The following is a 22,740-nucleotide window of genomic DNA, read 5'->3' as shown; positions in this document are numbered from 1 at the left end:
CTCGAAATCGCACGTGGCAGGGAGCATGATTCCACGTTTGGATGTCGCCTAGCGTCCTCGTGGTTCGACAGGCTCACCATGGACTGCGCGGCATGGTCAATTCGCTTCGCGACCGGCTGGTCACCCCTCGAGGGCAGAAGGGAGCGCTGGGCCCCACCTCCGGCCGCCTAGCCCCGATCCGCTGTCGGCGGCCCGCTTCAAGATTACATTGAAAGACTTGCTTGGTTTTCTCGGAAGCGATGAGAGAAGCGATGAGACAGGCAACCTAATCGGCTGATTTCGTTGCGTTTCGAAGGTCGTGCGGGATCTTAGAGCGATTGCCGCCTTGTCCCCAAGGCACGGCTGAGTTCGTTGACAGACTCAGGGGCCGCTCTCACGCTGCGGAAGCCGGCAAAGGAGAGGCCGGCCTGCAAGGGGACAGGATCATGACGATATCGAATGCATCGCCTCAGCTGTACAATGAGGATCTGGCGCCCGCCACGGAGCGCAACTGGGGGCCGTTCTCGATCTTCAACGTGTGGACATCCGACGTCCACAGCCTGTGGGGCTACTATCTCGCCGCAAGCCTGTTCCTGTTCTGCGGCAGCTTCATCAACTTCCTGATCGCAATCGGCATCGGCTCGCTGATCATCTATTTCCTGATGAGCCTCGTGGGCGTCGCGGGTGTGCGGACCGGCGTCCCCTTCCCCGTGCTGGCGCGCGCCTCGTTCGGCATATGGGGCGCGAACTTCCCAGCCATCGTGCGCGCCATCGTCGCCTGCTTCTGGTACGGCGCGCAGACGGCCGCGGCATCGGGCGCGATCGTCGCGCTGCTCATCCGCAACGAGGGCATGCTGCAATTCCACCAGACAAGCCATTTCCTGGGGCATTCGACGCTGGAGGTGATCTGTTACGTCGTCATCTGGGCGTTGCAGCTCCTGATCATCCAGCGCGGCATGGAGACGGTGCGGCGTTTCCAGGACTGGGCCGGTCCCGCTGTCTGGGTGATGATGCTGATCCTCGCGGTCTATCTGGTCATCAAGGCGGGCGGCATATCGCTGAACGGCAACATCCCGATGGACGTGCTGCTGGAGAAAACCAAGGATGCCGGCGTGCCCGGAGTGCCCGGCTCCTTCGAGGCCCTGATGGCGGTGGCCGCGATCTGGGTCACCTATTTCGCCGCGCTCTATCTCAACTTCTGCGACTTCTCGCGCTATTCGCCAGACGAGCGCTCGCTGAGGATCGGCAACATCTGGGGCCTGCCGGTAAACCTGATCCTGTTCTCGCTGGTCGCCGGCATCACCACCATAGCCGCCTTCCAGGTTTACGGCGAAGTGTTGCTGCACCCCGACCAGATCTCTGCCAAGTTCGACAGCTGGTTCCTGGCCCTGCTGGCGGCGCTGACCTTCGCGGTGGCCACCCTCGGCATCAACGTGGTGGCGAATTTCGTGTCGCCGGCCTTCGACTTCTCGAACGTCTTCCCCAAGTATGTCGACTTCAAGAAGGGCGGCTATATCGCGGCGCTGATCGCGCTGGTGCTCTATCCCTTCGCGCCATGGGAGGGAGGCGCCGCCCACTTCGTCAACATCATCGGCGCGACCATGGGGCCGATCTTCGGCGTGATGATGGTCGACTACTACATGATCCGCAAAGGCTGGCTCAACGTCGAGGACCTCTATCGCGAACACGGCGAATACCGCTTCCAGAACGGCTGGCATGTCAATGCGCTGATCGCGGCAGGCATCGGCATCGTGTTCTCGTCGATCCTGCCGAACTTCACCAACATCCTGCCGTCCTGGTGGGGCGTCTACGGCTGGTTCTTCGGCGTCGCGATATCAGGCGCGATCTATTACGGCCTGCGCGCCAAGAGCATCGGCGCCGTGCCGAAGACCGCATGACGGAACGGAGGCGGGCGGTGTATTTGCGCCGCCCGCCTCCGCTGTCAGCATGGCGCGATAGCGCAGCGTTTTTCGGATGATGCCGGCCGGCCGCCATGCTAACCGTCGTCGCATGAAGATCGTGACCTGGAACATCAACGGCGTGCGCGCCCGCATCGGCAACCTCCTGCACTGGCTGAAGGAGGCCGATCCCGACATCGTCTGCCTGCAGGAGATCAAGACGGTGGACGAGGGTTTTCCGCGGCTGGAGGTGGAGGCGCTGGGCTACCATGTCGAGACCAACGGCCAGAAAGGCTTCAACGGCGTCGCGATCCTGTCCAAGCTGCGCTTCGACGAGGTCAATCGCGGCCTGCCGGGCGACGACGCCGACGACCATGCGCGCTTCATCGAGGGCGTGTTCTCGACGGACAAGGGCGCGCTGCGCGTCGTCTCGCTCTATCTGCCCAACGGCAACCCGGCCGACGACCCGGTGAAATTTCCCTACAAGCTCGCCTGGATGGAGCGGCTCGAGCGCTGGGCGAGCGAGAGGCTGGAGCTGGAAGAGCCGCTGGTCATGGCCGGCGACTACAATGTCATCCCCGAGCCGATCGACGCGCGCTTCCCCGAGAACTGGGTGAACGACGCGCTGTTCCAGCCGGCCACGCGCCAGGCCTTCCGGCGGCTGGAGAACATCGGCTTCACCGAGGCGGTGCGCGCCACGACCGACGCCCAGGTCTACACATTCTGGGACTACCAGGCCGGCGCCTGGCAGAAGGACAACGGCATCCGCATCGACCACCTGCTCCTGTCGCCCGAGGCGGCGAATTTCCTGGCCGGCACCTCGATCGACAAGCATGTGCGCGCCTGGGAAAAACCGTCCGACCATGTGCCGGTGGCGGTGGAGTTGAAGCTGGCGGCTGCGTAGGGTCTGTCGATATTCAGGCGAGGCCGGCCTGACCTGAATCTCGTCCAGCCCCCATTCGGAGGTTCAGCTCTTCGGCTTCACCACATCGACCGGGCTGATGCCCAAGAGGTCGAGCGTGCGGCGCAGGAGCCGCACCTCGTTCTCGGCGAGCTGGCGGTCGGCCTTGGCGATCTCGGCCATGTGGCGGGCGAGTTCCTTGCGGCGCTCGATGTCGAGTTCGCGGAACATCCCGATCGCCTGCGCGCCCGACGTTTCGTAGCCGAAGTCGTTGAGATATTCGATGACCCCGTCGATGCTCTCGTCGGCGATGCCGAAGGACTCGCGGCAGATGCGGCGGAAGACCTGCATCTCGCTGTCGGAGACCTGCCCGTCGGCGAGGATCATGCGGAAGAGCAGCAGAAGCTCGGCCGACAGCACCGGGTCGTCGGCGACCTTGCGCACGCCGGCGTCACCCTCGAAGATCTCCCTGAGCTGGGCAAGCAATCCTGACGCCATCGGCAAATCCCCGTGCTCGGCCCCGGTTTTGGCCGCATCCGGCGATCATTAGCGCGAATCCCGGCTTGCGCAACCGGCAAGCCTGTGGTGAAGCCGGCAATCATTCGCCGGCGTCAGCCCCCTCCTGCCCCATGTCCGACATCGCCACCGAAATCATCCTGTTCCTCGCGCTGGCGGCCTTCGCCGCGGGCTTCATCGATTCGATCGCCGGCGGCGGCGGGCTGATCGCCATTCCGGCGCTGCTGCTCGCCGGCTTCCCGCCTGCCGAGACGCTCGGCACCAACAAGCTGCAGGGCCTGTTCGGCACCGGCTCGGCAGCGCTTCACTACGCTTCGAAGGGACAGCTCGACGTGAAGCGGCAGCTGCCATGGGCCGCGCTCGCCTTCGCCGCCTCCGGGGCCGGCGCGCTGGTGGCGACGAGCATTCCGGGCGATGCGCTGCGGCTGGCGCTGCCCTTCGTGCTGGTGGCGATCGCGCTCTATTTCGCGCTGAAGCCCGACATGGACGACGCCGACCGCGCCCAGCGCGTGACGCCGATGCTGTTCGGCCTGAGCGTGGTGCCTCTGGTCGGCTTCTACGACGGCGTGTTCGGGCCCGGAACCGGCTCCTTCCTGATGCTCGCCTTCGTGTCGCTGGCCGGCTACGGCGTGCTGAAGGCGACGGTGCACACGAAATTCCTCAATTTCGCCACCAATCTCGGCGGTTTCGCGGCCTTCGCGGCGGCAGGCGTGGTGTCGTGGAAGGTCGGGCTGATCATGGGCGCGGCGCAGTTCCTCGGCGCGCGCATCGGCTCGGGGCTTGCGATCAGGAACGGCGCCAGGCTGATCAAGCCGCTGCTGGTGCTGACCTGCGTCGCGCTCGCGGTGCGACTTTTGGTCGACCCGGCGCATCCGCTGAGAGTCTTGCTTGGCGTTTGAGCCGCGGCTAAATAAGATTGTCGTAACGAATCATGAGCTGAGCCCCTGGGTTCAGGGTAGCTCAGGCAACGGAAGCGCCCGGTCCCTCGGCCGGGCGCTTTTTTGCGCGGCGGCGCGGCGGCTGCTATCGTGGGGCCGAAGGGTCCGCGATGGCCGACAGAATGCAGGACAGGCAGACACCCGCCTCGCCGAAGGCTTTCGAGATGGCCGAGCGAAGGCCGGCGGATGCATTTGCGGGTCTCGTGTCGAGAATGGTCGGCTACCGCGAGATCGAGCGCGGCCACTTCCGGCAGGTCGAGGCGGCGTCGCTCGACATTCCACTGGTCGTCAGCTTCGGCGAGCCTTTCGCGATCGGTCTTGGCCGCGCGCCCGGAAGCAACGACCGCTACGGCAGCTTCGCGGCTGGGCTCTTCGCCGGGCCGGTGACGATCGATTCCTTCGGCGCGTCGAACTGCATCCAGATCAACTTCACGCCGCTCGGCGCAAGACGGTTCTTCGGGATGCCAATGACGGAACTGACCGACAGGATCGTCGTGCTGGACGATTTGCTCGGCGCGGAGGGAGCGGCGCTGCGCGAAGCGCTCGGCGACGCGCCGGACTGGGAGCGGCGCTTCGACATCGCCGAGTCTTTCGTGCTGCCGAAGGTCGCCGGCGCGCATGCGCCCTCGCCCGAAGTGGCCTGGGCCTTCCGCACAATCACCGCAACTGGCGGACGGGCGCGCGTTGCTTCGATCGCCCGGGGGATCGGATGGAGCCGGAAACACCTGGCGCGGCGTTTCGCCACCGAGGTGGGCCTCGGGCCTAAATCGGTGTCGCGCATCGTGCGGCTGAACCGTGCGATTGCGGCCGCGCGGACCGGCGACGGCGGATGGGCGAGCATCGCCGCAGATTGCGGCTATGCGGACCAGGCGCATCTGGTGCGCGAGTTCCGCGAGCTTGCCGGAGCGTCGCCGACGGCCTGGGGCATCGAGGCCAGGTAACATTTCTTCAATCCGGCCGGACGACGGCGTGCGAAGACGGGGCATCGAACCGTTTCGGAGGGAGAGCCATCATGACCGCCGCAAGCATCTATCCGACCTTCCGCTATCGCAGCGCGGAAAAGATGATCGACTGGCTGTGCGAGGCATTCGGCTTCGCCGTCGACGCGAAGTTCACGGACGGCAAGGCAATCACCCATGCCGAACTCAGCCTCGGCGGCGCCATCATCATGCTGGGCGAGGTGCGTGATGACGCCTATGGCGGGATGGTGGGCGGACCGGGCAGCCCCGGCGGCAAGTCGACCTACATCGCTGTGGACGACATCGACGCGCTCCACGCCAAGGCAAAGGCCGCCGGCGCGAAAATCCTGGAGGAGCCTGTCGACCGCGACCATGGCAGCCGCGACTTCATCTGCGCCGACCCGCAAGGCAATGTCTGGAGTTTCGGCACTTACCGGCCGAAGGCGAAGTAGGAGGGCCCGATGCCAGATAACATGCGGCCGCCCATCGTGCGGCTGCCGGGCGAAGGCCGTGAATACACGATGCCGACGATGCACGCGGTGTTTCACGCCGACGGCACGGAGACCGGCGACGCCTATTCGGTGTCGGAATGGCGGCTGGAGCCGAAAAGCGACGGACCCGGCCCGCATTCGCACGAGGCGAACGACGAGATCTTCCGCATCGTGGAAGGCACTATGTCCGTGCTGGTCGGCGAGCGCTGGATCGACGCTCCGGCCGGAAGCACGCTCGTCGTCCCGGCCGGCACGACGCATGATTTCGCCAACCGGACCGACGCGCCGGCGGCACTGTTCAACGTGTTCATCCCCGGCGGCTTCGAGAAGAACATGCCTGACATAGTCAGGTGGTATGAGGAGAACGGCTAGGGTTCGGCCGGCGACAGTGCGCCTTGGGGCCAGCGCAGCAAGGCGGCGCGGCCTGCGTCGGTGAGCACATACACGCCGCGCTCGGCGCGATCGAACCAGCCATAGACATTGTCGAGCAGAATCTTGCCCGCGCGCGGCGTAAAGCCCGTCAGGTCGCGCGGCCGCCTCGGCCCCTCCGCCATTGCCGCCGCGCACGCCAGCGCGTCCTGGCGATAGGCGGTCATGACCGGCGAGCGCGTGCTGCCGCCGACGGCAGGGTCGCCGCGCCGGCGCCGGTGCTCGTCGAGAAGTCTCGACCGCATCCTGGGATCGCGGCGCGGCGGCGGCGCGGCCGGACTGAGCAGCAGCTCGACTTCCCCGCGCGGCGTCACGCCAAGCAGCCCGAAGCCGAGCCGCCGGCAGAGGGCTCGAAAGCGGCTGTCGTGCTCGCGGCCCTTTCCGCGCGCGGACATGGCGGCGGCCAGCCACACCTCGTCGCTCGCCCCGGCGCGGTCCACCGCCTGCAGCACCAGTTCGAGGTTGAACTGCATCTTCAATTCGCAAATGACCAGAACCGGCGGCTCGCCCTCGCGCAGACCGACCACGTCGCAATTGCCGATCTCGCCCTTGACGACGAAATCGAGGTTTTCCAGGAACTTCTTGACCGGCGCATAAAGCGAGATTTCGGACATGCACAACGCATAGACGATTCGCCGCCAACAGGCATGCAGCGCAGATCAGTCGTGCCGACTCGAATGCTCGCCTGCTAGGGCGTGGCAGCCGCAGCCGCTTTGGCCGAGTCAAAGATATCGACCATCGAGACAAGCTTGCCGTTCCTGAACTCCCACAGGTTCGCGATCCAGCATTCGACCGTCTTTTTGGTCGCCTTGTTCTTGTAGGCGCACTTGCCGAACATAGCGATCTTGTTGCCCTGCTCGACGAATGTCTTCGGCGTGTAGTGAACCATCTCCCAGTCGTTGAAGATACCGGTGAGGTAGGCGAGCGACTCAGGCTTTGACGATCTATCAGCGGCAAAACCCAGCCCAGGCGTGTTCTCGTCCATGCTGGCGATCCGGAAGCTGTTGGCCATTAGCGACTCCAGCGGTCCGATATTAGCCGTGGCCCTGCTCTTGCCCCATGCCCTGTACGCAGCTTTCAGGTTCTTCAGATTGGATGGCTTGGTTTTCGCGCCCTTGCTGGCAGGCTTCTTACCTTTCTTGACAGTTGCAGCCATTGCGATCCTCCCATGGTTACGCAAGGTCATCCTGTTCCCGATTGCTGCGGCATGCAAGTCGCACGAAAGTCCGAGACCGCGAAAATACTAGCCGGTTGAGTATTACCGCGCTGCGGCGAAGATGGCGTCGCAGTCGAGGTGCGTTTCGAGATGTGCGGCGAGTTCGTCGAGCGCGCGCTCGACCTCGGCGCGATAGTCTATGCCGGCGCCCTTGACGCCCAGGCTTTCGAGGAATTTCTGCCGGAATTCGTCGGCGCCGAAGAGGCCGTGCATATAGGTGCCGAACACCTTGCCGTCGGCGGACGTTGCGCCGTCCTCGACGCCGCTGATGACCGCCGCCGGGCGCAGGCAGTCGGGGCCGGTGGTGCGGCCGAGATGTATCTCGTAGCCCGACAGCGGCGTGTCGAAGGCGACAGAACGCGCGGTGACATTGCGCACCGTCTTTTCGGGTTCCATCACCGTCTCGATGTCGAGCAGGCCGAGCCCCTCTGTCTCGGTGACATTGCCTTCGATGCCATCAGGGTCGCGCACGACACGCCCCAGCATCTGGAAGCCGCCGCAGATACCCACGACATGGCCGCCGCGCCGGCGGTGGGCGGCGAGATCGCGGTCCCAGCCGTTGCGGCGGAAGTCGATGAGGTCGGCGATGGTCGATTTCGAGCCGGGGATGACGACGAGGCCGGCATCGTCAGGCAGCGGCCGGCCGGGCGCAACGAAGACGACCTCGACCTCGGATTCGGCTTTGAGCGGATCGAGGTCGTCGAAATTGGCGATGCGCGACAGCATCGGCACGGCAACCTTGAGCGCGCGGGACTGACCCGACGCAAGGCGCTCCAGCACGACCGAATCCTCTGACGGCAGCAGGGCAGCGGCGGCGAGCCACGGCACGATGCCGAAGCAGCGCCAGCCGGTGTATTTTTCGATCGCCAGCAGGCCATCGTCGAACAGGGAAACGTCGCCGCGGAACTTGTTGATGAGGTAGCCTGATATCATCTTGCGGTCCTCGTCCGACAGGATGAGATGCGTGCCGGCGATCGAAGCGATGACGCCGCCGCGGTCTATGTCGCCGACGAGGATTACAGGCACGCCGGCGCGGGTGGCAAAACCCATATTGGCGATGTCGCGGGGCCTGAGGTTGATCTCAGCAGGCGAGCCAGCGCCTTCGACGATGACGAGGTCGACCCCCTCGCCCACCTTCGCCCAGGAATCGAGCACGGCGTTCATCAGCTTTGGCTTGAGCATCTGGTAGTCGCGCGCCCTCGCCTCGCCGAACACCTTGCCCTGCACGACGACCTGGCTGCCGATGTCGCTTTGCGGCTTGAGCAGGACCGGGTTCATGTGGATCGACGGTGCAACGCCGCAGGCGATCGCCTGCAGCCACTGCGCGCGGCCGATCTCGCCGCCGCCCGGTTCGCCCGGAATATCGGCGACGGCGGCGTTGTTCGACATGTTCTGCGGCTTGAAGGGGCGCACGCGCATGCCGCGGTTTTTCGCGGCGCGGCAGAGGCCAGCGACGAGCACCGTCTTGCCGACGTCGGAGCCGGTGCCCTGCAGCATGATGGCGCGCGCCATCGCCTCAGCCCCGTCCCGTGATCGTCGAGCGGGCGGCGAGTGGCCCGCCGCGCCAGAGATAGAAGGCGAGCAAAGGCTCTGCGCCGGTGCGCATGGCATGGCTGACATCGGAGGCGTGGTGGATGACCTCGCCTGCCCCGCGTGTTCGGAAAGGGCCGCCGCCCATGCGCCATTCGGTGCCGCCGGTGAGCGGTATGTAGAGTTCTTCGGCGACGTGGTGATGATCAGGATATTCGATGCCGGGGCCGAGGATCAGAAAGCCGCCCGCGAGCGCGTCATTGGCGAAATGGCCGCGTGTGCCGAACACTTCCAACCAGCCGTAATTGTCGATGAATCGTTGGCCGAAGTCGGCGGCAGTATATGTTTGGCCCCAATGGAACCCACCGCCGTGGTCGCGAAGAAGCCGGGCCAGCGGCTTGGCCTCGTCTGCGGCGATCTCGGCGGCACGGTCGAGATGGACAAGGCATGGCAGGCTGCGCGACGCGAGCTCCCGCGCCGGCATCGCCCAATCAATGCCGGCGATGAAGCTTCGCGCGGGCTCCTCGCCGAATCCGGCGAGGAAGCCTTTCACGCCAGCAAGAAGGTCTTCGAAAACCGTGGTCACCCGTCCTCGCAACGTGATGGTCGAAACTCCCGGCCGAACGGCCGATTGCGCGGGCGCATCATTGGTCTAGATTGTTTTGCGCGCATAGCCAAAAAACGTCACGGGAGGACGTGATGGACGCCAAGGCGGATATCCCTGCCGGCCAGTTCGAGCTGAACGAGGACCAGCGCGCGATACAGGCGATGGCGGAGGCGTTCGCCGCGGATCGCGTTGCGCCGAACGCGCTCGACTGGGACCGTAATAGGCACTTTCCGGCCGATACGATCCGCGAAACCGGCCCGCTCGGCTTCGGCGGCATTTACGTGCGAGACGATGTCGGCGGCGCGGGCCTTGGCCGGCTCGACGCTGTGCTGATCTTTGAGGCGCTGGCACTGGCGTGCCCGGCTTTCTCCGCCTTCATCTCGATCCACAACATGACGGCCTGGATGATCGACCGCTACGGCAGCGAGGAACAGCGGCGGCGTTTCGTGCCGAAGCTGACCGCGATGGAGTGGCTGGGCTCGTATTGCCTGACTGAACCGGGTTCCGGCTCCGACGCGGCTGCGCTGAAGACCAGAGCCGTGCGCGACGGCGGCCACTATGTGCTCAACGGCGCGAAACAGTTCATCTCGGGCGCCGGCGACAGCGATATCTATATCGTCATGGCGCGCACCGGGGCGGAAGGCCCGAAGGGCATCTCGACCTTCATCGTGCCGAAGGACGCGCCTGGCCTCTCCTTCGGCGCGCTCGAAACCAAGATGGGCTGGCACATGCAGTCGACGCGGCAGGTGATCTTCACCGATTGCCGCGTGCCGGCCGAAAACCTTCTCGCGGCGGAGGGCGAAGGATTTCGCATCGCCATGGCCGGGCTGGATGGCGGCCGGCTGAACATCGCCGCCTGTTCGCTCGGCGGCGCGCAGTCCGCGCTCGACAAGGCGCTGGCCTACACCGCCGAGCGCAAGGCCTTCGGCCAAAAACTCAACGAATTCCAGGCGCTGCAGTTCAGGCTGGCCGACATGGAAACGGAGCTGCAGGCGGCGCGGATATTTCTTTATGCGGCTGCATCAAAGCTGGATGGCCGCGCGGCCGACGCGGGCAAATGGTCGGCGATGGCCAAGCGCTTCGTTACCGACACCGGCTTCAAGGTGGCGAACGAAGCGCTGCAGCTTCACGGCGGATACGGCTACCTGCACGATTACGGCCTCGAGAAGCTGGTGCGCGACCTCAGAGTGCACCAGATCCTCGAAGGCACCAACGAGATCATGCGGGTGATCGTGGCGAGGCATCTGGTGAGGCAGTAGGGGAGTAAGTGAGTAGTGAGTAGTGAGTAGTGAGTAGTGAGTAGTGAGTAGTGAGTAGTGAAGGTTTGGAACTCGGACGCGCACACAACATCCTTTTCTACTCCCTACTCCCTACTCACTATTCCCCCTGTTTCGGAGGACCATCATGACCACTATCGCTTTCATCGGCCTCGGCAACATGGGCAACCCGATGGCCGCGAATCTCGTCAAGGCGGGACACACGGTGCAGGGCTTCGACCTGATGCCGGAAAACCTCTCGATCGCCCGCGACAACGGCGTGGAGGCGACGGCAGGCGCGGCGGACGCCGTAAACGGCGCGGCGGTGGTGATCACCATGCTGCCCGCGGGAAAACACGTGCTGGAGGTCTACGAGGACATCGCGCCGCTTGCGGCAAAGGGCACGCTGTTCATCGACTGCTCGACCGTGGACGTCGATTCCGCGCGCGAGGCCCACACGATTGCCTCAGCCAACGGACTGCTGTCGATTGACGCGCCGGTGTCGGGCGGCACGGCGGGCGCGGCGGCGGGCACGCTGACCTTCATGGCCGGCGGGTCGCGGGAGGCTTTCGCGCTGGCCGAACCCGTGCTGCAGCCGATGGCCGGCAAGGTCGTGCATTGCGGCGAGGCGGGCGCCGGACAGGCGGCAAAAATCTGCAACAACATGATCCTTGGCGTCTCGATGATCGCGGTCGGCGAGGCCTTCGTGCTCGCCGAAAAACTCGGCCTGTCGCACCAGGCGCTGTATGACGTGGCGTCGACCTCGTCGGGGCAATGCTGGTCGCTGACCAGCTATTGCCCGGTGCCGGGGCCGGTGCCGACTTCGCCCGCCAACCGCGACTACAGACCGGGTTTCGCGGCGGCGCTGATGCTGAAGGACCTGACGCTGGCGCAGGAGGCCGCAAGCTCGTCGGGCGCCTTCACGCCGCTCGGCGAGGCCGCCGCCGAACTTTACGAGCGGTTCAACGAAAACGGCCACGGAGCCGAGGATTTCTCGGCCATCATTCGCTACATCAGAGCTTCCGCCGCATAAAAAGGCGAGGACGGAAATCGTACACGTCAAGTCAAAAAAGTCGCAAATTTAGGTTTGCTTAAGCTCTCGATAACCACGCGGTAACAATGTCCCGATAGAACGGATGGCGAGGCGGTGATCGCAATCGCCCGGCGCTCCGGATCAGGTCTCGCGTACCGGAGCCGTTACCTTCGCAGCGTATCGTACGCGAAGGGCCATGCGTTGAAATGGCAAGACCGCGCACTGCAGGCGCGGTTTTTGCCGTTTGGGGCGGCAACGGAACCTTTTCCACCTTGTTTCGGTTGATCAAGATGACAACGAGCGACGCGGACGCAATGTCACCGCTTATCCGTTACATAATCACACGCATGTCCATCGGCTTCGCCCTGGGGGCGAGCACAGCGATGGCTCTGGTCGTCTTCACCCCAGAGGCAATCGGGTCGCCGTCGGGACCGCTCGAAATCTGCATGATCATATACGGGCTGGGATCGACGTTCGCGGCCGGCTATCTCGCCACGGCCTTGGCGACGGGGAGCGACATCCGACCCGGTCCTTGACAGCGATGTCCGCTCACGACCGCGCGGCGGCATCTGAAACCTACAACTTCGACAGGCGGCGGAAGTTGTCCCGGACGCGCCGGCCGGCCGGCACCAGGGCAGCGTGGAGCGAACGCTCGACGGCGGCGCCGGTGAGGACGGACGGCGTCTTGCCCGCAAGGACTTCAGGCCAGAACTGCGCCGCCGATCCCAGAAGCGACATGTGGGCAGCGAACGCGCCTTCGGCAATCGCCGCGATCTTTTCGTTGACCGCCAGAGCCGACTCGGTCGCCCAAGTGCCTGAATTGCGCGCCTCCGCCGCAATGAGCGGAAGCCGCATCAAGGCGACCATCGGGGCCAGCATGAGGCCGCCGGCCGACGCGCCAGCGCTTTTGGTGGAACGACGATTTTTCATGGCTGGGTCCCGACATTATGATGCAGTGCACCATAACGTCGGGTGTGCCCAGGCGTTCCGCAAGCCCGAGACAATCACTTTCCGCGGAGATCGGCGAGCGCGAGATCGAGCGCCTTGACGATCCGATCGCACGCCATGTCGATCGTGTCTCGCGTCCAGATCAGCGGAGGCGACAGGATCATAGTGTCGCCGGTCGCGCGCAGCATCAGGCCGTTGGCGATGGCATGGTCGCGGATGACGACGGCGGCGCTGCCCGCCGGCTTGAAGCGCTCGCGCGTCGCCTTGTCCCTGACAATCTCGATCGCGCCCATGAGGCCGAGCGCGCGTGTCTCGCCGACCAGCGGATGTCCGGAGATGCGCTCCTTGAGCGCCTGCTCGAAATAGGGACCGGTGTCGTCGCGCACGCGTTCGACCAGCCCTTCACGCTCGATGATCTCGAGGTTGCGCAAGCCGACAGCGCAGGCGACGGGATGGCCGGAATAGGTGTAGCCGTGGAAGAACTCGCCGCCTTTCTCGACCATGGTCGAGGCGACGCGGTCACCCACGAGCAAGGCCGATAGCGGCAGGTAGCCTGATGTCAGCGCCTTGGCGGTGGTGATCATGTCGGGCTCGACGCCAAACGTCTGGGCGGCGAACCAGTTTCCGGTGCGGCCGTAGCCTGTGATGACCTCGTCGAGCATCAGGAGCACGTCGTATTGGCGGCAGATGCGCTGGATTTCCGGCCAGTAGCTCCACGGCGGGATCTTGACGCCCCCTGCCCCCATCACCGGCTCGCCGATGAAGGCCGCGACGTTGTCCGCGCCAGCTTCGAGGATGGCGTCCTCGACGGCTTTGGCCGCGCGCAGGCCGAAGGCCCCGTCGCTTTCGCCTGGCTCGGCGAGCTCGAAGGCGTAGGGCGGCATGACATGCACGATGCCCGGCACCGCCCCGTGAAGCTGGCCGTGCATGTGCTTCATGCCGCCGAGCGAGACGCCGGCGACCGTCGAGCCGTGATAGGCGTCGCGGCGCGAGATGACGATGTTCTTTTCCGGCTTGCCTTCGAGCGCCCAGAAATGGCGCACGAGGCGCAGCGCTGTATCATTCGACTCCGAGCCGGAGGAGCCGAAAAAGACCTGGTTGATCGATTTCGGCGCGAGTTCGGCGAGCTTTTGCGCCAGCAGCACCGGCGTCGGCGTCGAGCATTTGAAGAAGGAGTTGTAGTAGGGCAGTTCCAGCATCTGGTCGTAGGCGACCTTGGCCAGTTCCTCGCGGCCGTAGCCGACGGCCACGCACCACAGTCCGGCCATGCCGTCGAGCAGTTCGTTGCCCTCGCTGTCGTAGATGAAGGCGCCGTCGGCGCGCACGATCATGCGCGTGCCGGCGCCGCGCAGTTCCTTGTGGTCGGTGAAGGGGTGGAGATGGTGCGCGGCGTCGATCGCCTGCAGCTGCTTCAGCGAATAGTTCTGATAGGTCATGGACATCTTGCCTCGTGAGTGAATCAAGCCGGCCCGGACTTTGGTCCTGGCCAGCGGCGGATTCAGAGGCGGGCGGGCGGCGAATAGCCGATCCGGGCGCAAAGCCTGAGCATCTCGGCATGGAGCGTCCGCCGCGAGGGGTTCGCGGCGGTCAACTGCGTTTTCGGATGTTCCAAACGGCGGCCCATCCGGAAATCATAGTCGAGTTGGCGGCCAGCCTACAAGCGTCGGCTTTCAAGCGTCGCGGCGGCGCACGATGCTGAGAACCGCGAGCAGGAAGCAGATCAGCCCGAGCGCCAGCGGCAGGCCGGGCGCGCCGACGAGGTCCATCGCTGCGCCCGCCGCCGGCGGCACGGCGATGCCGCCGACGCCCCACATCATCGAGAAGGCCGCGTTGCCGGCAACGAGCATGGAGCCGGTGAAGCGTTCGCCGAGTTCGATGATGGTCATGGTGTAGATGCCGTATGAGACGGCGCCCCAGACGAAGATGAAGGGCCACACCAGCGGCGATTCGATCAGCAGAGGAAGCAAGGCGCAGCCGAGCACGGTGGCCGTCACGCAGGCAAACCGCACCAGCCGGGCCGACCAGCGCTCTGCAAGCAGGCCAAGCGGCACCTGCAGCGCAATGTTGCCGGCGATCATCACCGCAAGCAAGGCGGACATGGTGGATTCGGCGATGCCGTAGCTGGTGCCGTAGACCGGGAGCAGCGCGAGGATGCCCTGCTCGAAGCCTGCCGCGGTCACCACGGCGAACAGCAGCAGCCAGGCGAGCGGAATGAAGCCGAAGACTGAGACGTGACGGCCGCCCTCGCCGTTCATGTCCGGCAGGCGGTGAAGCACAAGCGCGAGGCAGATGCCGCAGATGCAAAAGGCGACGATGCCGACCAGAAAGGGCGGCCAGCCCTCCGAGCCGACGAAGAGCAGGCAGAGCGGCCCGGCCGCAAAGCCCGCCGAGATCAATGTCGTGTAGATGCCCATGATGCGGCCGCGGCGCGAGGGCGGCGCAAGCGCGATCATCCAGACTTCGGAGAGCACGTAGAGCGGATTGACGGCGACGCCGAGCAGGAAGCGCAGCAGGAACCAAGCATGGACGTCCTGTGTCCAGCCGATCAGCGCGAGAAGCACAGCCGACAAAGCCGCGCAGGAGAGCGCCGTGCGGCCGGCGCCGAAGCGCCTCGAAACAGCCGGGATGAGCGGCGAGGAGACGATGAAGCCGATCGGCGTCATCGCCGCCGAGAGCCCGATCATGCCCGGAGAGACGCCCTGGCGCTGCAGGATGAACGAGAGCAGCGGATAGGAGAGCCCCTGCGCGATGGCGAAAACAGAAACGGTTGCGATCACCCCGGCGATGGCCGCCCAGGGTGTCTCTTCCGCGACCGTCCGTTGCTGCGCCAGATTCACCGTCGATACCGCATGTGTTGAGAGGCCAAAGCCAAAGCGGGCCAACTCATCAGTAGGCGGGATGAAAGGCAATGCGGGCGAGGTTCAGGACCAAGCGAAAGCGCGCTCTGAGCCGATCGGGAAGCGCCGCACGGCGCCGTACAGCGGCGGTCTAGCCGGCGAAGTCAGTCAGCATTACTGACCGATTTTGTCCGTTTATTTCCGAATCGAATATGACAGTTTTGTAACAACGGCAAAATTGCGCAACATCGGGCAGTTACGTTCCAAGCTTAGGCGCATCTCCTGGCGGTGGCTCTGCCAAGGGGAGTGTCTTTTTATGGAACAGCGTTGGACGGTCGATAGATATGACGTGCCGTCGGGTGATCTCGAATTCTGGGCGCTGCGTCGCGGCAAGGTTCCGACGCCGGCGAACCAGAACGACTGCCGATACGTGCCGGCCTGCAGGCGCAGGCAGATCATGATGCGCGCCAGTCTTGCCGTGGCGGTCGCCGCTGTCGTGGGGCTTGCGTTGAGCTGACGGCTCGGCCCCCGCGGCACGGCCGGGCCGGTGGCTCTGGGATGTCGCTTCCCTCGCGCTAGTGGTCGCCGCCTCCGCAATGGCCGGACTGGCGGCGGTCCATGATGCTGGCGGAAAACCAGCACCACCCGTGAGGATCGCCATGACCGCCGCGCTTCATCCAGCCGAACCCGCGCTCGCTACCGACCGGGTGCGCCGTGGCGGCCGCGCGGGAAAGCGCGCCGGCGGCGCGGCCGCATTCGAGCAACCGCCCTTCCGCCAGCTGAAGAACCCCTTCGCGCCGACCAAGCTGATCTCCGACGACGAGCTCGAATCGATCCACCTGGCGTCGCTGCGGGTGCTGAAAGAAATCGGCGTCGACGTTCTGCACGACGAGGCCCGGCGCATCATGAAGGAACATGGCGCCGACGTGCGCGAGGGCTCGGAGCGCGTGCGCTTCGACGCCGACATGATCCTCGACCTGGTCGAGCACTGCCCGAGCGAATTCACGCTGCATGCGCGAAACCCGGCGCACAATGTGCGCTTCGGCGGCAACAATCTGATCTTCTCTCAGATGGCGTCGGCGCCGAACTGCTCCGACCTCGACAATGGCCGCCGGCCCGGCAACCAGGCCGACTTCCGCAATTTCCTGAAACTCGCGCAGATGCACAACATATTGATGACCACCGGCGGCTATCCGGTGGAGCCGGTCGACATCCACCCAGGGGTCCGGCATCTCGAATGCATCCGCGACCTGTCGATCCTGACCGACAAGGCGTTCCACATCTACTCGCTGGGCAAGGAGCGCAACGCCGACGGCATCGAGATCGCCCGCATCGCCCGCGGCATCAGCCGCGAGCAGTTGCAGGACGAGCCGTCGGTCTACACGATCATCAACACCAACTCGCCGCTGAAACTCGACATCCCGATGATGGAAGGCATCATCCAGATGTCCGGCAACGGCCAGCTGGTCATCGTGACGCCGTTCACGCTCGCCGGCGCGATGGCGCCGGTGACGGTGGCGGGCGCGCTGGTGCAGCAGAACGCCGAAGCGCTGGCCGGCATATCCTTCGCCCAGATGGTGAAAAAGGGCGCGCCCGTCGGGTATGGTGGATTCACCTCCAATGTCGACATGAAATCTGGGGCGCCGGCCTTCGGCACGCCGGAATACATGAAGGCGCAGCTCGTCGGCGGGCAGCTCGCGCGGCGCTACGGCATACCCTACCGCACCTCGAATGTCTGCGCCGCCAACCAGGTCGACGCGCAGGCGGCGTATGAGAGCGTGTTCTCGCTGTGGGGCGCGATCCAGTCGGGCGCGAATTTCATCCTGCATTCGGCCGGCTGGCTGGAAGGCGGCCTACGCTGCTCCTACGAGAAGACGATCCTCGACATCGACCTGCTGCAGATGGTGGCTGAGTTCCTGACGCCGCTCGATCTTTCCGAGGATGCGCTGGGCGTCGAGGCGATCCGCTCGGTCGGCCCGGGCGGCCATTTCTTCGGCACCCAGCACACGCAGGACCGTTACAAGACCGCCTTTTATTCGCCTGTTATTTCCGACTGGCGCAATTTCGAGACCTGGGCGGAGGCCGGTTCGCCCACCGCGCTGGAGCGCGCCAACCGGGTCTGGAAGGAACGGCTTGCGACCTACGAGCAGCCTTTCATGGACCCGGCGATCCGCGAGGAGCTCGACGCCTTCGTCGACAAGCGCAAGGCCGAAGGCGGCGCGCCGACGGATTTTTGACGGGCCATGCCACTGCCGACAACCATGCAGGCCGTGATCCTGACCGGCCATGGAGGGCCGGACAAGCTTGTCGTGCGCAGCGACTGGCCGGTGCCCACGTATCGCGCGAACGATGTACTGATCCGCGTGGCCGCTGCGGGAGTCAATAACACCGACATCAACACGCGAACCGGCTGGTATTCCAAGGCGGTGACCGGCGACACCGCCTCGAGCGCCGCCGGCGCGACGGCTGACGACGGCGGCTGGGCGGGCGTCCCATTGGCATTTCCGCGCATCCAGGGCGCCGACATCTGCGGTCGGGTTGTCGCGGCGGGCGATGCCGCGGATCAAGCCCTGATCGGCCGGCGTGTTCTCGTACGCACCATGCAGCCTGCGGGGGACTCCGCCGAGGGACCGGTCACCGTCACCGTTGGTTCCGAAATGGATGGAGGCTTTGCCGACTACGTCTCGATACCTGCCGAGATGGTGGTTCCAGTCGAGTCCGGCTGGTCCGACATAGAACTCGCCTCGATCCCCTGCGCGTGGTCGACCGCCGAGAACATGCTCGAACGCGGAGGTGTTGGGCCTGGTGATCGCGTGCTCGTTACCGGGGCGTCCGGTGGCGTCGGTTCCGCCGCTGTGCAACTTGCAAAACGACGAGGCGCCCATGTGACGGCGATAGCGGCAAGGGCAAAGCTCGATTTTCTCGAGCGCATCGGAGCCGACCATGTCATCGCTCGAGACGACAATGCAACGGCGGCCATCGGTCGTGCCAGCGTCGATCTCATCGTCGACCTCGTCGGCGGACCGGATTGGCCCTCTCTGCTCGCCTGCCTGAAGCGCGGCGGCCGCTACGTCGTCTCCGGTGCTATTGCCGGTCCGATCGTTTCGCTCGATCTTCGCGATCTCTATCTCAACGACTGGACGCTGAAAGGCGCTACCTGGCAGCCCATGGTTATTCTGGAAAACCTCGTGCGCTACATCCAGGCAGACGAAATCCGCCCGGTCGTGGCGAAAACCTATCCTCTCTCTGCGATCCACGAGGCGCAGATCGACTTTGTCACCAAGAGCCACCCCGGCAAGCTCGTGCTCGTGCCGGATGCGTTGTGGGACGACCACGCGCCCAATCGACAGGACGAACCATGAAATCCCACTACAAGGCGGTTGTCATCGGCGGCGGCGTCGTCGGCTGCTCGGTGCTTTACCATCTCGCCCGCGCCGGCTGGACCGACATCGTGCTCATCGAGCGCTCGGAACTGACCTCCGGCTCGTCATGGCATGCGGCGGGCGGCTTCCACACGCTCAACGGCGACCCCAACGTCGCCAAGCTGCAGGCCTATACGGTGCAGCTCTACAAGGAGCTGGAGGAGATTTCCGGCCAGTCCTGCTCGCTGCATCTCACCGGCGGCGTGATGATGGCCGACACGCCCGAGCGCATGGACTTCCTGCGGCTGGCGCATGCCAAGGGTCGCTATCTCGGCATGGACACCGAACTGATCACGCCGTCGGAAGCAAAAGCGATGTTCCCGCTGATGGACGAGACGAATTTCGTCGGCGCGATGTGGGACCCCGTCGAAGGCCATCTCGATCCGTCCGGCACGACGATCGCCTATTCCAAAGCGGCGAAAAAGCTCGGCGCCGAAATCGTCCTCAGGAACCGCGTCGTCGAGCTGACGCAGGAGGTCGACGGGACCTGGAACGTCGTCACCGAACAGGGCACGGTGAAGGCCGAGCACGTCGTCAACTGCGGCGGCCTGTGGGCGCGCGAGGTTGGCCGCATGGTCGGCGTCGAACTGCCGCTGCTCGCCATGGAGCACATGTATCTGCTCACCGAACCGATGCCAGAGGTCGAGGCCTTCAACAGGGAAACCGGCCGCGAGATGGTCGGCGTGCTCGACTTCAAGGGCGAGATCTACACGCGCCAGGAACGCAACGGCGTTCTGCTCGGCACCTACGAAAAGGCGTGCAAGCCGTGGTCGCCGGTCGAGACGCCGTGGAACTTCGGGCATGAGCTGCTCCAGCCCGACATCGACCGTATCGCGCCGTCGCTGGAGATCGGTTTCAAACATTTCCCGGGGATCGAGAAGGCCGGCATCAAGCAGATCATCAACGGCCCCTTCACCTTCGCGCCCGACGGCAACCCGCTGGTCGGACCGGTGCAGGGGCTGACCAATTTCTGGTGTGCCTGCGCCGTGATGGCCGGCTTTTCGCAGGGCGGCGGCGTCGGGCTGGCGCTGTCGAACTGGATGGTCAACGGCGATCCGGGCTTCGACGTCTGGGGCATGGACGTGGCACGGTGGGGCGAGTGGGCGAGCCTGCGCTACACCAACGCCAAGGTGCGCGAGAACTATTCGCGCCGCTTCTCGATCCGTTTTCCCAACGAGGAACTACCGGCCGCACGCCCGGCGCAGACGACGCCCCTCTATGACACGATGGTTGGCCAGAACGCCGTGATGGGCGATTCGTGGGGCCTGGAGACGCCGCTCTGGTTCGCGCCTGAGGGTACCGAGCCGAAGGACAAGGTGTCGTTCCACCGCTCGAACGATTTCGAGCATGTCGGCAACGAAGTGCGCGCGACTCGGAAAAGCGTCGGCGTCACCGAGACCGCCAATTTTGCCAAATACGAGGTGTCGGGACCGGGCGCCGAGGACTTCCTCAACCGGCTGATGACCAACCGCATGCCGAAGAAGGGCCGGATCGTGCTGACGCCGATGCTCAATGAGTTCGGCAAGCTGATCGGCGATTTCACCATCGCGAAGACCGGCGCGGAAAAATTCATGATCTGGGGCTCGTCGGCGGCGCAAAAGTACCACATGCGCTGGTTCGAAAAGCACCTGCCGAAGGACGGCAGCGTGAATATTCACCGCTTCGACCAGACGCTTGTCGGCCTCTCCATCGCCGGCCCGAAATCCCAGGCGCTGCTGCAGAAGCTGGTCGATGTCGATGTTTCGACCAAGGCGTTCCGCTTCATGGATTTCCTGGAGATGGCGGTCGGCGGCGCGCCGTGTTTGGTGAACCGCATCACCTATACCGGCGATCTCGGCTACGAGATATGGATGGCGCCGGCCTATCAGCGGCTGGTCTATGCCGCGATCAAGAGCGCGGGCGAAGAGTTCGGCATCGTCGATTTCGGCATGCGCGCGCTGCTGTCGATGCGGCTCGAGAAAAACTTCCCGACCTGGTTCCGCGAGCTGCGTCCGATCTACGGTCCCTACGAAGGCGGCATGGATCGTTTCATCAAGCTTGAGAAGAACGACTTCGTCGGCCGCGAGGCCGCTGCGAAGGAATTGGCCGAAGGCCCGAAACTGCGCCGTGTCTCGCTCATCGTCGATGCGCTCGACGCCGACGTGATGGGCGACGAGCCAATCTGGGCGAAGGTGGCGAAGGACTACGGGACGGTCGAGAAGCCGCACGGCTATGGCGCGCCGCGCTTTGACGCCAAGGGCAAGGAAGCACGCGGCTCGACCGCTGCGACCGGCGCGTCGGCCGTGCGCGGCATCATCGACGGCGACTGGCGCGTGGTCGGCTGGGTCACCTCCGGCGGCTATGCGCATTACGTCCGGAAATCGATGGCGCAAGGCTATGTGCCGGCGGCTCTTGCCGGGGACGAAAGCGAAGGCCTGTTCGAGATCGAGATCCTCGGACACCGCCGCCCAGCCCGCATCAATGTCGAGCCGCCCTTCGACCCCGATGGCGGGAAGATGCGGGGGTAGCCGCCCGCATCAACTCCGCTCAGCCGGTAAGCTGCGAGCCTGCCGACTACGCCGCGGCGATCGCCAGCGCATGCTCGCGAGCGTTTTCGCGCAGCGCGTCGAGGTGAATGGATTTCAGCAGCGCGGCGAGGTCGCCATCGGCCTCGTGCCCGCCGATCTCCCGCAGCATCAGCCAGGAGACTTCCTGCGCGCCGGCGACGCGCTTGCCGTTGGCGACTTCGCGCCAGACCTTCAGCGCACGGATAAGGATGCCATGCACGGCATCGGAAAGGCCGGCGCCGCGGAAGACCGCAGAAAGCGCCACGTCGCTGCCCGCTGCGAGCAGCGAGCGCACGCGCTGATCGGACGATCCTGCCAGCGCGACAAGCACAGAGCCGAAGAAGTCCACCTTGCCGTGCGCGACCAGACGGATGATGAAGCTGGCCGTCAGGTCGCCGCGCACCCTGAGATGCGCAATCAGGGCCGAATAGTCTTCGGAGCGGGTGCCGTCGATCAGCGTCAGCGACGCCTTCATGCAGGCGTCCTTCAGCAGGCGCTCGGCCCGCGAAACGCCCATCACCGCGACCACCAGCGGCGAGCCCTTCAGCGCCTCGCCGAGCTTGACGAGAAGCATGTGGCGGCAGTCGGCGGGCATGCGCCGGTCGGCGATCAGCGCCTCGCGCAGCGGCCCGACATGGCCGTGGCGTTCGGCCATGCGGCGGAAGGAGAGCGCGGCGATGTCGGCGCCGCTGTTGGCGACGAGCATGCGGCAGGCATCGGCCCCGCCGATCTCGGCGATAGCCGCGGAGAGTTCCATCGACACGGCGGGCCGGTCGGCGATCAGCATCTGCGTCGCATTCCCGCCAGAAAGCACGCGCTCGATCAGGTCGGCGTCGGTGAGCAATGGCGAGCGCGCCAGCACGACGCCCGCCACTTCGGGCTGGTCGCCGGCGAGCGCGCTGATGACCTGCAACGGCGCGTTGCGGGAGAGCGCCAGCGCCTCGGCCATGGCCTTGCGCACCTTGGCGGAAGGGTCGTCGAGCAAAAGGGTAAGGGCTGCCTCCGCCGCGCAGCGGTCCTCGAACGGGAGATCGTGCTGGACATAGGCGCGGGCGAGCGCGCTGGCGGCCGCCGCGCGTTCGTTCGCCTTGGCCGTGTTGATCCACTTCAGAAAATGCGAAACGACCATCAATGCCTGCTTGCGCCCCCAGGCGAATATCCGCCAACACCCCGCGTGGCGTCGTTCGGACCGTAGGCAGAAATGGTTTACGTTTGGTTCACCATGTTCATTAAC

General features: G+C 65.1%; 22 protein-coding genes. 13 read left to right on the top strand and 9 right to left on the bottom strand.

Annotated elements, in window-relative coordinates; all coding sequences use genetic code 11:
* Positions 1-425 precede the first annotated feature (425 nt).
* Both ABLE71_RS17920 and xth read left to right on the top strand, forming a co-directional pair.
* The gene (locus ABLE71_RS17920; RefSeq protein ID WP_348784824.1) at positions 426-1,877 is read left to right on the top strand and encodes an NCS1 family nucleobase:cation symporter-1; all 1,452 of its coding nucleotides are present in this window, start codon (positions 426-428) and stop codon (positions 1,875-1,877) included.
* A 112-nt stretch (positions 1,878-1,989) separates the two neighbouring features.
* Entirely contained in the window at positions 1,990-2,781 is a 792-nt protein-coding gene (gene xth, locus ABLE71_RS17915; protein ID WP_348784823.1) for an exodeoxyribonuclease III, read from the top strand.
* Positions 2,782-2,844: 63 nt separating this feature from the next.
* Here xth and ABLE71_RS17910 read toward each other — a convergent pair whose 3' ends face one another.
* Positions 2,845-3,276 carry a TerB family tellurite resistance protein gene (locus ABLE71_RS17910; protein WP_348784822.1) on the bottom strand — a complete coding sequence of 144 codons (432 nt, stop codon included), beginning with the start codon at positions 3,274-3,276 and terminating at the stop codon, positions 2,845-2,847.
* 131 nt (positions 3,277-3,407) lie between these two features.
* Here ABLE71_RS17910 and ABLE71_RS17905 point away from each other — a divergent pair, with 131 nt between their 5' ends.
* The 4 genes from ABLE71_RS17905 (at position 3,408) to ABLE71_RS17890 (ending at position 6,054) form a co-directional block, all read left to right on the top strand.
* Positions 3,408-4,193: a TSUP family transporter gene (locus ABLE71_RS17905; protein WP_348784821.1), complete on the top strand. Its 786-nt coding sequence runs from the start codon at positions 3,408-3,410 to the stop codon at positions 4,191-4,193.
* Positions 4,194-4,396: 203 nt separating this feature from the next.
* Positions 4,397-5,173 (top strand): helix-turn-helix transcriptional regulator, encoded by a 777-nt coding sequence (locus ABLE71_RS17900; protein ID WP_348785152.1) that lies wholly within the window; start codon positions 4,397-4,399, stop codon positions 5,171-5,173.
* Between the two features lie 71 nt (positions 5,174-5,244).
* Positions 5,245-5,643, top strand: a complete 399-nt coding sequence (locus tag ABLE71_RS17895) for a VOC family protein (protein WP_348784820.1) — start codon at positions 5,245-5,247, stop codon at positions 5,641-5,643.
* 9 nt (positions 5,644-5,652) lie between these two features.
* On the top strand, positions 5,653-6,054 hold the full coding sequence (locus ABLE71_RS17890) for a cupin domain-containing protein (protein ID WP_348784819.1): 402 nt from the start codon (positions 5,653-5,655) through the stop codon (positions 6,052-6,054).
* Here the strand turns inward: ABLE71_RS17890 and ABLE71_RS17885 are convergent.
* The 4 genes from ABLE71_RS17885 to ABLE71_RS17870 form a co-directional block, all read right to left on the bottom strand.
* The gene (locus tag ABLE71_RS17885) at positions 6,051-6,725 is read right to left on the bottom strand and encodes a DUF2161 family putative PD-(D/E)XK-type phosphodiesterase (protein ID WP_348784818.1); all 675 of its coding nucleotides are present in this window, start codon (positions 6,723-6,725) and stop codon (positions 6,051-6,053) included. The two genes, ABLE71_RS17890 and ABLE71_RS17885, sit on opposite strands and share 4 nt — an antisense overlap.
* A gap of 74 nt (positions 6,726-6,799) precedes the next feature.
* On the bottom strand, positions 6,800-7,267 hold the full coding sequence (locus ABLE71_RS17880) for a nuclear transport factor 2 family protein (RefSeq protein WP_348784817.1): 468 nt from the start codon (positions 7,265-7,267) through the stop codon (positions 6,800-6,802).
* A 102-nt stretch (positions 7,268-7,369) separates the two neighbouring features.
* Complete coding sequence (locus ABLE71_RS17875) at positions 7,370-8,839, bottom strand: cobyric acid synthase (RefSeq protein WP_348784816.1); 1,470 nt, start codon at positions 8,837-8,839, stop codon at positions 7,370-7,372.
* A gap of 4 nt (positions 8,840-8,843) precedes the next feature.
* Complete coding sequence (locus ABLE71_RS17870) at positions 8,844-9,443, bottom strand: dimethylsulfonioproprionate lyase family protein (protein WP_348784815.1); 600 nt, start codon at positions 9,441-9,443, stop codon at positions 8,844-8,846.
* A 113-nt stretch (positions 9,444-9,556) separates the two neighbouring features.
* On the opposite strand from ABLE71_RS17870, the gene ABLE71_RS17865 reads away from it, so the two are divergent.
* The 3 genes from ABLE71_RS17865 to ABLE71_RS17855 all read left to right on the top strand — a co-directional run bounded on the left by ABLE71_RS17865 (position 9,557) and on the right by ABLE71_RS17855 (position 12,289).
* Positions 9,557-10,723, top strand: a complete 1,167-nt coding sequence (locus tag ABLE71_RS17865) for an isobutyryl-CoA dehydrogenase (protein WP_348784814.1) — start codon at positions 9,557-9,559, stop codon at positions 10,721-10,723.
* Between the two features lie 145 nt (positions 10,724-10,868).
* Positions 10,869-11,753, top strand: a complete 885-nt coding sequence (gene mmsB / locus ABLE71_RS17860; protein WP_348784813.1) for a 3-hydroxyisobutyrate dehydrogenase — start codon at positions 10,869-10,871, stop codon at positions 11,751-11,753.
* A gap of 314 nt (positions 11,754-12,067) precedes the next feature.
* Complete coding sequence (locus ABLE71_RS17855; protein WP_348784812.1) at positions 12,068-12,289, top strand: hypothetical protein; 222 nt, start codon at positions 12,068-12,070, stop codon at positions 12,287-12,289.
* 40 nt (positions 12,290-12,329) lie between these two features.
* On the opposite strand, the gene ABLE71_RS17850 is transcribed toward ABLE71_RS17855, so the two are convergent.
* The 3 genes from ABLE71_RS17850 to ABLE71_RS17840 all read right to left on the bottom strand — a co-directional run bounded on the left by ABLE71_RS17850 (position 12,330) and on the right by ABLE71_RS17840 (position 15,538).
* The gene (locus ABLE71_RS17850) at positions 12,330-12,683 is read right to left on the bottom strand and encodes a hypothetical protein (RefSeq protein ID WP_348784811.1); all 354 of its coding nucleotides are present in this window, start codon (positions 12,681-12,683) and stop codon (positions 12,330-12,332) included.
* A 74-nt stretch (positions 12,684-12,757) separates the two neighbouring features.
* Positions 12,758-14,137, bottom strand: a complete 1,380-nt coding sequence (locus ABLE71_RS17845) for an aspartate aminotransferase family protein (RefSeq protein ID WP_348785151.1) — start codon at positions 14,135-14,137, stop codon at positions 12,758-12,760.
* A 234-nt stretch (positions 14,138-14,371) separates the two neighbouring features.
* Positions 14,372-15,538 carry an MFS transporter gene (locus ABLE71_RS17840; RefSeq protein ID WP_348784810.1) on the bottom strand — a complete coding sequence of 389 codons (1,167 nt, stop codon included), beginning with the start codon at positions 15,536-15,538 and terminating at the stop codon, positions 14,372-14,374.
* A 316-nt stretch (positions 15,539-15,854) separates the two neighbouring features.
* On the opposite strand from ABLE71_RS17840, the gene ABLE71_RS17835 reads away from it, so the two are divergent.
* The 4 genes from ABLE71_RS17835 to ABLE71_RS17820 all read left to right on the top strand — a co-directional run bounded on the left by ABLE71_RS17835 (position 15,855) and on the right by ABLE71_RS17820 (position 21,467).
* Positions 15,855-16,055: a hypothetical protein gene (locus ABLE71_RS17835; RefSeq protein WP_348784809.1), complete on the top strand. Its 201-nt coding sequence runs from the start codon at positions 15,855-15,857 to the stop codon at positions 16,053-16,055.
* 142 nt (positions 16,056-16,197) lie between these two features.
* The gene (locus ABLE71_RS17830; RefSeq protein WP_348784808.1) at positions 16,198-17,775 is read left to right on the top strand and encodes a trimethylamine methyltransferase family protein; all 1,578 of its coding nucleotides are present in this window, start codon (positions 16,198-16,200) and stop codon (positions 17,773-17,775) included.
* 6 nt (positions 17,776-17,781) lie between these two features.
* Complete coding sequence (locus ABLE71_RS17825) at positions 17,782-18,900, top strand: alcohol dehydrogenase family protein (RefSeq protein ID WP_348784807.1); 1,119 nt, start codon at positions 17,782-17,784, stop codon at positions 18,898-18,900.
* Positions 18,897-21,467 (top strand): FAD-dependent oxidoreductase, encoded by a 2,571-nt coding sequence (locus ABLE71_RS17820; protein ID WP_348784806.1) that lies wholly within the window; start codon positions 18,897-18,899, stop codon positions 21,465-21,467. The genes ABLE71_RS17825 and ABLE71_RS17820 overlap by 4 nt, the downstream gene beginning before the upstream one ends.
* 46 nt (positions 21,468-21,513) lie before the next feature.
* On the opposite strand, the gene ABLE71_RS17815 is transcribed toward ABLE71_RS17820, so the two are convergent.
* Positions 21,514-22,635, bottom strand: a complete 1,122-nt coding sequence (locus ABLE71_RS17815) for a DUF2336 domain-containing protein (protein ID WP_348784805.1) — start codon at positions 22,633-22,635, stop codon at positions 21,514-21,516.
* Positions 22,636-22,740: the final 105 nt, after the last annotated feature.

Origin of the sequence: Mesorhizobium sp. KR9-304 (assembly GCF_040049215.1) — a bacterium.
Classification (GTDB): Bacteria; Pseudomonadota; Alphaproteobacteria; order Rhizobiales; family Rhizobiaceae; genus Mesorhizobium_K.
Note: the sequence above shows the minus strand (reverse complement) of the source record. Positions and strands in the feature narration are given on the sequence as shown.